Source organism: Kitasatospora sp. NPDC029312, assembly GCF_055569215.1.
Map to the genome: position 1 here is coordinate 105,523 of NZ_JBVHXY010000020.1, position 11,986 is coordinate 117,508.

8 protein-coding genes and 2 riboswitches are annotated in these 11,986 nt (G+C 72.7%); of the genes, 4 read left to right on the forward strand and 4 right to left on the reverse strand.

All coding sequences use genetic code 11. The features are described 5' to 3' along the window. Positions 1–7 precede the first annotated feature (7 nt). Positions 8–1,513, reverse strand: a complete 1,506-nt coding sequence (locus tag ACZ4WV_RS18570; RefSeq protein WP_465747916.1) for a glutamate-cysteine ligase family protein — start codon at positions 1,511–1,513, stop codon at positions 8–10. Positions 1,514–1,887: 374 nt separating this feature from the next. Between ACZ4WV_RS18570 and ACZ4WV_RS18575 the strand changes: the two genes are divergently transcribed. Together ACZ4WV_RS18575 and ACZ4WV_RS18580 are read left to right on the forward strand one after the other, a co-directional pair. After that, a complete protein-coding gene (locus ACZ4WV_RS18575; protein ID WP_465747918.1) occupies positions 1,888–2,460 on the forward strand; it encodes a hypothetical protein in 573 nt (190 codons plus the stop codon). 481 nt (positions 2,461–2,941) lie between these two features. Further along, complete coding sequence (locus ACZ4WV_RS18580) at positions 2,942–3,133, forward strand: DUF5999 family protein (RefSeq protein ID WP_380613480.1); 192 nt, start codon at positions 2,942–2,944, stop codon at positions 3,131–3,133. A gap of 167 nt (positions 3,134–3,300) precedes the next feature. Here ACZ4WV_RS18580 and gcvP read toward each other — a convergent pair whose 3' ends face one another. Continuing rightward, a complete protein-coding gene (gcvP, locus tag ACZ4WV_RS18585; RefSeq protein ID WP_465747920.1) occupies positions 3,301–6,201 on the reverse strand; it encodes an aminomethyl-transferring glycine dehydrogenase in 2,901 nt (966 codons plus the stop codon). A gap of 102 nt (positions 6,202–6,303) precedes the next feature. Continuing rightward, positions 6,304–6,436: riboswitch (glycine riboswitch) on the reverse strand. 1 nt (position 6,437) lies between these two features. Further along, positions 6,438–6,541: riboswitch (glycine riboswitch) on the reverse strand. 224 nt (positions 6,542–6,765) lie between these two features. Here gcvP and ACZ4WV_RS18590 point away from each other — a divergent pair. Next, on the forward strand, positions 6,766–7,830 hold the full coding sequence (locus ACZ4WV_RS18590; RefSeq protein ID WP_465747922.1) for a PRC and DUF2382 domain-containing protein: 1,065 nt from the start codon (positions 6,766–6,768) through the stop codon (positions 7,828–7,830). A gap of 163 nt (positions 7,831–7,993) precedes the next feature. Beyond that, the gene (locus tag ACZ4WV_RS18595) at positions 7,994–9,484 is read left to right on the forward strand and encodes an MFS transporter (RefSeq protein WP_465747924.1); all 1,491 of its coding nucleotides are present in this window, start codon (positions 7,994–7,996) and stop codon (positions 9,482–9,484) included. A 172-nt stretch (positions 9,485–9,656) separates the two neighbouring features. Here the strand turns inward: ACZ4WV_RS18595 and ACZ4WV_RS18600 are convergent, their stop codons facing one another. Continuing rightward, the gene (locus tag ACZ4WV_RS18600) at positions 9,657–11,072 is read right to left on the reverse strand and encodes a DNA polymerase IV (RefSeq protein ID WP_465747926.1); all 1,416 of its coding nucleotides are present in this window, start codon (positions 11,070–11,072) and stop codon (positions 9,657–9,659) included. A gap of 70 nt (positions 11,073–11,142) precedes the next feature. Then, positions 11,143–11,841, reverse strand: coding sequence for a SanA/YdcF family protein (locus ACZ4WV_RS18605; protein ID WP_465747944.1), 699 nt, complete (start codon positions 11,839–11,841; stop codon positions 11,143–11,145). Between the last annotated feature and the right edge of the window lie 145 nt (positions 11,842–11,986).

Below are 11,986 nucleotides of genomic sequence, written 5' to 3' on the forward strand. Positions count from 1 at the left end.
GGCCGGGCTACCCCACCGGCCAGGTGTGCACCGGCTCGCCGCCGCGCATGTGCTCCGCGTAGCGCCTGGTCATCGCCGCGAGCGCGGCCGGCCGGTCCATCCCGTACTGCTCGCGCAGCCGGTGGAAGGTGGCGCTCTGCCAGGCCGCGCCGTTGGTCCGGCGCAGACAGCGCTGCTCGATGATCCCCAGGTAGCGGTCCCGGTCGGCGGGCTCGACACCCCACTCGTCCAGCCCCTGGTAGGCCATCGGCAGCAGTTCGCCCAGCACCAGGTCGACGGCGGAGATCGTCTGCAGCCCGCCACCGCGGCCGGCCCGGCCGGAGCGCGGCCACTGGAACACCGCGTCGATGCCGTACCGGGCGCCCTGGCGGAAGTTCTCGTCCGCCCGCTCGAACGGCAGCCGGGTCCAGACCGGCCGGGGCTGCTCGGCGAGCACCCGCACCAGCCCGTAGTAGAAGGCGGCGTTGGCGAGGGTGTCGGCCACCGTCGGCCCGGCCGGCAGCACCCGGTTCTCCACCCGCAGGTGCGCCACCCCGCCCGACACGTCGTAGATCGGCCGGTTCCACCGGTAGATGGTGCCGTTGTGCAACCGCATCTCGGCGAGCCTGGGCGCCCCGCCGGAGGTCAGCACCTTCATCGGGTCCTCGTCGTCGCAGATCGGCAGCAGTCCCGGGAAGTAGCGCAGGTTCTCCTCGAACAGGTCGTACACCGAGTCCACCCAGCGCTCGCCGAACCAGGTGATCGGACGCACGCCCTGGGCCTTGAGTTCGGCCGAACGGGTGTCACAGGCCTGCTGGAAGAGCACCGGTCGGGTCTCCCGCCACAGTTCTCGGCCGAACAGGAACGGGGAGTTCGCGCCCATCGCCAGCTGCGGGCCGCAGATCGCCTGGGCGGCGTTCCACACCGAGGAGAACCGCTGCGGCGTCACCTGCAGGTGCAGCTGCAGCGAGGTCGCGGCGGCCTCCGCCACCATGGTGATCGACTCGAGCTGGAGGTGCTCGACGCCCTCGATGTCCAGCGCGATGTCCTCGCCGCGGGCGGCCAGTATCTGGTCGCTGAGCAGGCTGTACCGCTGGTTGTGGCTCATCGCGTCCAGCCCGGTGTGGTCGTGCTCCAGGGTCGGCAGGATGCCCACCATGACGATCCGGGCGCCGGCCTCGACCGCCCGCCGGTCCGCGTAGCGCAGCCCGGTGTCGATCTCCTCGCGCAGTTCCTCGAAGACGTGCCCGCAGAGCCGATGCGGCACGATGTTCACCTCGATGTTGAACCGGCCCAGCTCGGTCTGGAAGTCGCTGGAGCCGATCTCGCTGAGCACCTGGGCGTTGCGCATCACCGGCAGGCCTTGTTCGTCGGCCAGGTTGAGCTCGATCTCCAGGCCCATCACCGCCCGCGGCCGGTCGAAGCGGTCCTCGCGCAGCATCCGCCCGAGCGCGTCGAGGCAGGCCTGGAGCTTGAGCCGGTACTGCTGCCGGTCCGCCAGATCCGCCCGAGTCGCCACGACCTTCTCGCCCACGGTCCCCTCCTCCTGACCCACCCGGCCGTCCGACCGTGCCAGCATCATGCCCACCTCGAAGATCGATACCCGAATGCTTGTACTGGCTTGCAATGCAAGGGAACTGACGCCCATTCAGTGCATCTGTGGACTTGCCCGACGCCACGGCCTGTGATAAACAGATCACCCTGCGCATTTGTTCGATGAATTCGAGGAATCCGCACTGCGCTCCGGCCGGTTCCTCCCGCCACGAGGCACTCCTCGACGGCGGCGACCGCGCCGGCTCCGCGATCTTGCACAACCGGACACGGCCAGGCCCGTCACCGACGACGCACCGCGCCACGCCGGTATGCCGCACTCGCACGCCGATCTCGCTTGGAGAGGCGGACCCCGCCATGACCCTGCAAACCCCCCAGCCCCCACCGAGCGCCCTGCGCGCGGTCCTGGGCGCGCTCGACTCGGACACCGCCCTGCGCCAGCCCGCCGCCGCAGCGCTGCGTCACCCGACCGGACCACTGCTCCCCGCGCATCCGCTCGCGGTGCACGTCCTGGACGGGCCACGCCCCGAGCTCACCGCCGCCCGCCGGACCGGCTGGCGCTTCCTGATCAAGGACGGCGCCGAGGTGACCGCCGCCGCCGAGGTGGTGCAGAGCCCCGAAGGCCACACCTTCTCCCACTTCACCGCCGGCCCCTACCTCTCGTCGACCGTCCGCGCGCTGCGCGAGGCCTGGCAGCTCGCCCAGAGCTCCCGCGTCCGCTGCCAGCCCCGGCTGCTCACCTTCCCCGGCCAGTACGCGACGGCGCTCTGGCTGCACAGCCCCGACGCCGGCCCGCCCGGCGACCTGCTGATCCCGCTCGCCCCGGCTCCGCTCGGCGTCACCGCGCACCGCGCCCACCCGGCCGACGAGCTGCTGCCGCTGCTCGTCCGCGCCCCGCTCTCCCGGCCGGTGCTGCTCGGCTCCACCTGAGACCGCGCTACCGCGCGGCCCCGTCCACCGCCGCCGGGCCACCCGCCCGGCGGCCCTTCACCACGCCCTGCGTGAGGCCCTGCGTCAGGCTCTTTCGTCAGGCCGGGCCTCAGGCCGACCCCATGCGCGCCCGCGCCCCGGGCCTCACCCGAATGGCCACCACCCGCAGGGGCCATCCGCAATGGCCCCACCAGGCCATCTCACGACTGGCCCATCGGTGCGTGTTTTGCTCCCGGGCCCACCTGAACGGGTGATCTCTGCCCGGGACTTGTGGCGCATGTCACCAAATCGCTGCGCGCGCGTCCGCAGATGCCGACACTGGGAACCAGCGTGGAAGGACCACCTGTCCTACCCACTTGAGCGCCGGTCCACACCTGGTCGGCGTAGCGGACAGGATCCGACTACCGCGGCGGCCCCGGACGGCAGCACCCTCCGGGACCGCACCACGGGGAGGATCGCAGAGCGAAGCGAGGGTACGCGTATGTGCCAGCACCGTCCTGAATGCCCGTCGGCCGAGTCCGAGGACCGCGAGGCGGCCGTGCCGGTGGCTTGCCACCCGGAGCAGGGCTGGAGCCTGCTCTGCAACGGCGTCGTCCTGTTCGAGGACACCGGAGAGCTGCTGCCCGACGGCCGGGTGATCGCGCCGCGCCGCCCCGTCGCCCACGCGGCCTGAGACCTCCGGCGCCGGAACGACCGGCCGGCGCCGGAACGACCGGCCGGCGCCGGAACGACTGACCGGCATCGGGCACGCCCGGGCCGCCCAGGACAGGGCCCCGGCAGAAGCGTTCTGCCGGGGCCCTGCCCTGTGTACGCGCCCTGGGATCAGACGCCGTTCTGGGATCAGACGCCGTACTCGTCCAGCGGCGGGCAGGAGCAGACCAGGTTGCGGTCGCCGTACGCCCCGTCGATCCGGCTCACCGGCGGCCAGTACTTGTCCGCCGGGTTCACGCCGGCCGGGAAGACCGCCTCCTGCCGCGAGTAGCCGTGCGCCCAGTCGCCGGCCAGGGTGGCGGCGGTGTGCGGGGCGTTGCGCAGCGGGTTGTCCTCGGCCGCCCACTCGCCCGAGCCGACCTTGTCGATCTCGGAGCGGATCTCGATCATCGCGTCGCAGAACCGGTCGATCTCGTGCAGGTCTTCGGACTCGGTCGGCTCGATCATCAGCGTGCCGGCCACCGGGAAGGACATCGTCGGCGCGTGGAAGCCGTAGTCGATCAGGCGCTTGGCGATGTCGTCCACCGTCACGCCCGTCTCCTTGGTCAGCGGGCGCAGGTCGATGATGCACTCGTGCGCGACCAGCCCGCCCGGGCCGGTGTAGAGCACCGGGAAGTGCGGCGCCAGCCGCTTGGCGATGTAGTTGGCGTTCAGCACCGCGACCTGGGTCGCGTGCTTCAGGCCCTCGCCGCCCATCAGCCGCACGTACGCCCAGGAGATCGGGAGGATCGCCGCCGAGCCCCAGGGCGCGGCCGAGATCGGGCCGACACCGGTGGCCGGGCCGGCCTCCTCCTGCAGCGGGTGGTTCGGCAGGTACGGCGCCAGGTGGGCGCGCACCGCGACCGGGCCGACGCCCGGGCCGCCGCCGCCGTGCGGGATGCAGAAGGTCTTGTGCAGGTTCAGGTGCGAGACGTCCGCGCCGAACTTGCCCGGCTTGGCCAGGCCGACCAGGGCGTTCAGGTTGGCGCCGTCCACGTACACCTGGCCGCCGGCCTCGTGCACCAGGGCGCAGATCTCGGTGATCTGGGTCTCGTAAACGCCGTGGGTCGACGGGTAGGTGACCATCAGCACGGACAGGTTGTCGCGGTGCTGCTCGATCTTGGCCTTCAGGTCCTCGACGTCCACGTCACCGTCGACCAGGGTCTTCACCACGACCACGCGCATGCCGGCCATCACCGCGGAGGCGGCGTTGGTGCCGTGCGCGGAGGACGGGATCAGGCAGACGTCGCGCTGGGTGTCGCCGTTGGCGTGGTGGTAGGCGCGGACGGCCAGCAGGCCGGCCAGCTCGCCCTGGGAGCCGGCGTTCGGCTGGATCGAGACGGCGTCGTAACCGGTGACCTCGACCAGCTGCTGCTCCAGCTGGCGGATCAGGGTCAGGTAGCCCTGGGCCTGGTCGATCGGCGCGAAGGGGTGCAGCTGGCCGAACTCCGGCCAGGTCACCGCCTCCATCTCGGTGGTCGCGTTGAGCTTCATGGTGCAGGAGCCCAGCGGGATCATGCCGCGGTCGAGCGCGTAGTCCCGGTCCGACAGGCGGCGCAGGTAGCGCAGCATGGCGGTCTCCGAGCGGTGGCTGTGGAAGACGGGGTGGGTCAGGTACTCGTCCTCGCGCAGCAGCGCGGCGGGCAGCGTCTCGGCGGCCTCGGCGACCTCCACGGCGGGGACGCCGAACGCGGCCCAGACGCCGGCCAGGTGCTCGCGGGTGGTGGTCTCGTCGGTGGAGACGGAGATCCGGTCCGCGCCGTCCTGGTGGACGTTGATGCCGTGGGTGCGGGCGGCGGCGGCGATCTCGGCGGCGCGGCCCGGGACGACGGCGGTGACGGTGTCGAAGAACTCGCCGTGCAGCAGCTCGACGCCGCCGGCCCGGAGGCCCTCGGCGAGAGCGGCGGCGTAGCGGTGGGTGCGCCGGGCGATGTCGGCCAGGCCGTCCGGGCCGTGGTAGACGGCGTACATCGAGGCCATCACGGCGAGCAGCACCTGGGCGGTGCAGATGTTGCTGGTGGCCTTCTCGCGGCGGATGTGCTGCTCGCGGGTCTGCAGCGCCAGGCGGTAGGCGCGGTTGCCGTCGGCGTCGACGGAAACGCCGACCAGGCGGCCGGGCAGCGAGCGGGCGTACTCGGCGCGCACCGACAGGTAGCCGGCGTGCGGGCCACCGAAGCCCATCGGCACGCCGAAGCGCTGCGAGGTGCCGCAGGCGATGTCGGCGCCCAGCGCACCCGGGGACTTGAGCAGGGTCAGCGCCAGCAGGTCGGCGGCCACGGCGACGATCGCGCCCAGCCCGTGCGCCTGCTCGATCACCGGGGCGAGGTCGCGGACCACGCCGGTGGCACCCGGGTACTGCAGCAGGAGGCCGAAGACGCCGCGTTCGGCGACCTCGGCCGGAATGCCGTCGGACAGGTCCGCGACGACGACCTCGACACCGGTCGGCACGGCGCGGGTGTTGATCACGGCGATGGTCTGCGGCAGGGTCTCGGCGTCGACCAGGAAGACGCCGCCCTTGACCTTGGTGACACGGCGCGCCAGCGCCATCGCCTCGGCGGCCGCGGTGCCCTCGTCCAGCAGCGAGGAGCCGGAGGTGGGCAGGCCGGTCAGGTCGGAGACCAGGGTCTGGAAGTTGAGCAGCGCCTCCAGGCGGCCCTGCGAGATCTCCGGCTGGTACGGGGTGTAGGCGGTGTACCAGGCCGGGTTCTCCATGACGTTGCGCAGGATCACCGGCGGGGTGAAGGTGCCGTAGTAGCCCAGGCCGATCATCGGCTGGAGCACCTGGTTGCGGCTCGCCAGCTCGCGCAGCTCGGCGAGGACCTGCGCCTCGCTGCGGCCGGCGGGCAGGTCCAGGGCGGTGATGGAGCGGATCGCCTCGGGAACGGCGGTGGCGGCGAGCTCGTCCAGGGAGCCGTAGCCGACGGAGGCCAGCATCTTCTCCTGGGCGGCGGCGTCGGGGCCGATGTGGCGGTTCTCGAAGGGGCTGGCCGACTCGAGCTCGGTGAGGGTCGAGGCGCCGGTGGGGCGTCCCGCGTTCGGCTGGGCGTTCATGGTGGTCGAGGCCTCCTGGTCACGGACCGGCGGGGGCACGCACGCCGACGGGCCTTCCGCTGCGGACGGCGGAACGGCTCGGGCGGACGAACCCGAAAGGCCTCCCCCTCTGTCATCGGGACCTGAGAGCTTCGCCCGCACGTCGCGCTGTCGGCGCTTCGTCGGCTTGCACCGTCGGTGAGGGTGGTGATCGTCGGCTTCCGCGCCGGCGATCCTGCCCTGCTTTCCAGAGTGACCTAGCCCGCACGGTACGGATGCCTGAGAGATTCCGGGGAGGGTTTGCTCCTTCGGCGCCCCGACCAGCGGTTTTCGCGGTCGTGGACTCTCCCGAGCGGGCTCGGCGGTCGCCGCCCAGGGTACCAGCGGGAGGCCTTCCGATCACGGGTGCGTCTGGTCACTCGAGGTCTACGCGCGTCCCCCGGACGGCCCAGCACCAAGCCCGTCCGGCGCACCCCGGTCGCGTCGGTCCCATTCATGCCTTTTGGTGTGAAGTGGCGGACGGGACGGGTGCTCCGACCGCCGTACCTGCGGGAGTTCCGTAGGCGCAGCGGACTGGAGGAAAGAGTGCAGACCGACATCGACCCCCGGGATCTCATCGGCCACAAGGCGGTCGACCGCAACGGCGACAAGATCGGCACGGTCGACGAGGTGTACCTGGACGACTCGACCGGCCAGCCCGAATGGGCGGCCGTGCGGACCGGCATCTTCGGCCGGGACGCCTTCGTCCCGCTCACCACGAGCGAGTTCTCGGGTGACGAGCTCCGGGTGCCCTACGACAAGTCGCTGGTCAAGGAGTCGCCGGACTTCGGCGTGGGCCAGCACCTGTCGCCGGCCCAGGAGCTCCAGCTCTACCGCTACTACGGCCTCGACACCCCGGTGGACGCCCACGCCGCCACCGAGGAGCCCGCCCGGACCGCCCACCAGCCCGACCTCGACTTCGGCAACACGCCGGTCGTCGCGGCGGCGGCCACCACGACCGCCACGCCGTTCGCCTTCCACTCCGCCGAGCCGGGTCCGACCGCGGTCGCCGCCCCCGGCACCGTCGGCACCGACACCACCACCACGGAGACCCACGTGCCGACCCCCTCCGCCCCCGCCATGGCGGCCGCCCCGCTCGTCGAGCCGAGGCCGCAGCCCGCGCCGGCCGCGCCCGCCCCCGTGCCCACCCCCGCGCCGGCGCCCGCGCCTTCCGCCGAGGCCGGCACCTCGGCCCTGACGGCCCCGGTCGAGATCACCTGTCGCGAGGAGCGGCTCGACATCACCACCGAGTGGCACGTCCTGGGCACCGCGAAGCTGCGCAAGTACGTGACCAGCGAGCAGGTCGAGCGCCGCGTCCCGGTGGTCCGCGAGCGGGTCCGCGTGGAGCGCGTGCCGGTCAGCGACGCCGAGCGCGCCACCCTGAGCGACAAGGAGATCGCCGAGGACGTCGAGGAGGTCACCCTCCGCGAGGAGCGCCCCGTGGTCCGCAAGTACCTGGCCCCGATCGAGCGGGTGCGCCTGGTCGTCGAGCGCTACACCGCCGAGGAGGTCGTCCAGGACGAACTGCGCCGCGAGCACGTCGAGATCCACGACGACAGCGCCCCGGCCACGAACGGCGCCCACCACGACTCCCCGCACCCCATCGTCTGACCCCCGCGACTCCCCCAGGGCCCCGGAATCCCTCCGGGGCCCTCGTCGTGTCCGGCCCCACTACCCCGCTTTGCCAAACCTTAACCGCTCGATATTTGACACTCTGAAGTATCTCCGGGCATATTTACTTCAGTTCATTCACTATGTACGGGAGGAAGCAACCGTGAGTGAGGCACCACAGCCCACCACCGCGGCCGAGAAGCAGAGCAGCGCCCGGGTCCTGCCGGCCCTCATCCTGGCGATGCTGTCGTTCAGCGTGGTGCAGACCGCGGTCGTCCCGATCCTGCCCTCGCTGGCCAAGGAACTGGACGTCTCCACGTCCAACATCACCTGGCTGATGACCGCCAACCTGCTCTCCGCAGCCGTGCTGACTCCTCTGCTGGGCCGCTTCGGCGACCTCCGGGGCCGTAAGCCCATGCTGCTCATCTCGCTGGCCGGCCTGGTCGCCGGATCCGCCCTGGCGGTCAGCACCCACTCCTTCACCTGGCTGGTCGTCGCCCGCGTCCTGCAGGGCGCCGGCGGTGGCGTGATGCCGCTGGCGATCAGCATCGTCCGCGACGAGCTGCCCAAGCGGAAGGTGACCGGCGGCGTCGCCGCCATCAGCGCCTCGATGGGCGTCGGCTCCGGCCTCGGCCTGGTGGCCACCGGCCTCCTGCTGGAGCACTGGAACTACAAGTCGATCTTCTGGATGGGCCTGGTCTTCGGCCTGATCGCGATCGCCCTGGTGGCCCTGCGTGTCCCGTCCGACCCGGTCACCGACAAGGACGGCGGCGCCGACCCGCTCGGCGCGATCACCCTGGCCGCCTGGCTCTCCGCCCTGCTGGTCGCGGTCAGCCAGGGCAACCACTGGGGCTGGACCTCCACCAAGACCCTCGGCCTGTTCGCCGTCGCCGCCGTGGTCGCACTGGTCTGGGGCATCATCGAGACCAAGGTCGCGCACCCGCTGGTGGACCTGAAGATGATGTCCCGCCCGGCCGTCGCCTTCACCAACCTGGCCGGTCTGCTCATCGGCTTCGGCATGTACGGCTCGTTCATGGTCATCAGCAACTTCTCCCAGACCCCGGAGAAGCTGGCCCACTACGGCTTCACCGCGACCGTCCTGCACGCCGGCGTGATGCTGCTGCCGTCCGCGATCGGCTCGATGGTGGCCGCCCCGCTCGGCGCCATGCTGATCGCCCGCCGCGGCCCCCGTCTGCCGCTGGTCCTCGGTGGTGTCCTCGGCGCCATCGCGATGGCCTACCTGGCCCTGCGTCACAGCCACGAGGGCGACATCTACACCGCCTCCGCCATCTTCGGCCTCGGCATCGGCCTCGCCTTCGCCGCGATGCCGGCCTTCATCAACGGCGCCGTCCCGGTCGAGCAGAGCGGCATCGCCAACGGCATGAACTCCGTGCTGCGCACCGTCGGTGGCGCGATCGGCACCGCCGTGATGACGGCGATCCTGACCGGCGACACCATGAAGCTGCCGATCAAGATCCAGGTGCTGCTGCCCACCCTGGACGCCTACAAGCACGCCTTCTGGGCCACCGCCGTGGTCTGCATCGTCGCCGGTGCCGTCCCGTTCCTGATCCGCACCGCCAAGCCGGTCGCGGCCGCCCCGGGCGGCTCGGCCCCGCAGGACTCCAGCACCCAGCTGGTCAAGACCGACGCCTGACGAGGCGTCCGGCCCGCGCGCTCAGGGACAGGGCGCGCGGCCCCCGGCCTCCGCACGTCGCGAGGGCATCACGAACGCGCGGAGTCCGGCACGGTATGCGGCCCCACCCGGTGACCACCGGGTGGGGCCGTTCCACGGCCAGAGCCCATCAGCCGCCACGGGCCCGAGCGCCTCAGCCTTCCGAAGGCTCCGGCCCTTCCGCGCCCTCCGCCTCGTCCGCGCCGCCCTCCACCTGCCGCAGCGGCAGCGGCCGGGCCGGTTCCAGCGCCGGGTCGTCGACCGCGAAGGTCCGCACCCGCCCCGGTCCGCTCCAGGGCGTCTCGAACCGTACGGTGACCCGCCCGACCCCGCTGCCCTGCACCCACCCCGGCCCGAACTCGCCGTGGTGGACGTCCTGTCCGGGCAGCCAGCGCCGCACCACGACCTCCTCCGGCTCCTGCTCGGCCTCCGCCGCCTCGACCGCCTCGGCGTGCTCCGCCGCCTCCTCGCGCAGCGCCTGCGCGAACAGGTCCTCCTGGGTGTAGTCGGCCAGCTGCGCCACGCCCACCCCCAGCAGCCGGACCCCGCCGGTGATGTCCACCTGCTCGGCCAGCCGGCGCGCGGTCGCGGTGATCACCGCCTCGTCGTCCGTCGGCCCGCCGAGCGTCTCCGAGCGGGTCAGCGTCGAGAAGTCGAACCGCCGGACCTTCAGCACCACCGTCCGCCCGGAGCGCCCCGCCGCCCGCAGCCGCCGCACGCACCGCGCGGCCAGCGCCTCCACCTCGCGCAGCACCCGGTCCCGGTCGGCCAGGTCCACCTCGTAGGTGTCCTCCACCGAGACGGACTTGGCGTCCTGGTCGGCGATCACCGGCCGCTCGTCCAGCCCTATCGACATCTGGTGGATCCCCGCGCCGTGCGCCCGGCCGAGCAGCGCGACCAACTCCGCCTCACCCGCCTCCGCGAGGTCCGCCACCGTACTCAGCCCGGCCCGGCGCAGCACCTGCTCGGTGGCCGGCCCGATCCCGGGCAGCGCCCGGACCGGCATCGGCCCGAGCACGGCCCGCTCCTGCCCCGGCTCGATCAGCACCAGCCCGTCCGGCTTGGCCTGCTCGGAGGCGATCTTCGCCATCAGCTTGGAACCCGCCGCCCCGACCGAACCCGTCAGCCCGGTGAAGCGGTGGATGTCCGCCCGCAGGTCCTCCGCCAGGGCGAGCACCAGCCGCTCACCCGTCTCGTGGTCCGCCTCCACCAGCGCGGGCCCGTACGGACCGGCCTCCAGGTCGACGAAGGCCTCGTCCAGGCTGAGCGGCTGCACCAGCGGCGACAACTCCCGCAGCAGCCCCATCACGATCTCGCTGTTCTGCCGGTAGGCCTCGAAGCGCCCGGCCAGGAAGGCCGCGTTGGGGCACAGCCGCCGCGCCTGCGCCATCGGCATCGCCGAGTGCACCCCGAACCGGCGCGCCTCGTAGGAGGCGGTGGAGACGACCCCGCGACCGCCGAGGCCGCCGACGACCACCGGCTTGCCGCGCAGACTCGGCTTGGCCGCCTGCTCCACCGCCGCGAAGAAGGCGTCCATGTCGAGGTGGATGATGCTCGGCAGAGATCGCACCCGCCGATCATCGCGCACGGGTCCGACAGTGCGTGCGAACCCGGCCGCGGCCCTGCGGCCGGGCCGGCGGCTACGGCCTGCCCGCCGCCTCCGCCAGCGCCTTCGGGATGCCGTCCTCCTCGGGCCCCAGCAGCTCCGGGTCCGGCCGCAGCCAGGCGTTCACCGCCGCCTTGCCCGCCCCGGCGATCTCCCGCAGCCCGCCGTACAGCCAGGTCGCGTCGTGCACCTCCGGCACCCCGACCGCGTACGAGCGGATGCCGGCCGCCTCGCACAGCGCCAGCGCCCGCCGGACGTGGAAGTCCTGGCTGACCAGCACCGCGCGGTCCACCCCGAAGATCCGGTGCGCCCGGGTGCAGGAGTCCCAGGTGTCGAAACCGGCGTAGTCCCGGACCACCCGCCCCGCCGGCACCCCGTGCTCGGTCAGGTACCGGTACATCGCGTCCGGCTCGTCGTAGGAGAGCCTCCCGTTGTCCCCGGTCACCAGGATGGCCCGCACCTTCTCCTCCCGGTACAGGTCCAGCGCCGCCGTGAGCCGGTGCTCCAGGTACGGCGAGGGCTTGCCCTGGTCCAGCCCCGCTCCGAAGACCACCGCCACCGGCGCGGACGGCGCGCTCTCCACCGTGCCCACCCGGTCCCCCGCCGCGAACCACAGCCAGGCGCTCGGGGCCAGCGCCAGCGAGCAGAGCACCGTCGTCACCTGGAAGACCCGGCGCTGTGTCCGCCGCTCCCCCAGTCGCGCCCGCGTTCCCGCGGCGCGGCGCCGCAGCATCCCCGCCATCCCGGTGCCGACCCCCACGTGCCCTCCCTCGATCGTCCCACCGGGCAACACGACGAGGCCGTGGGGGGGGGGGGGGGGGGGGGGGGGGGGGGGGGGGCGGGGGGGGGGGGGGGGGGGGCGAGAGAGGGGGGGGGGT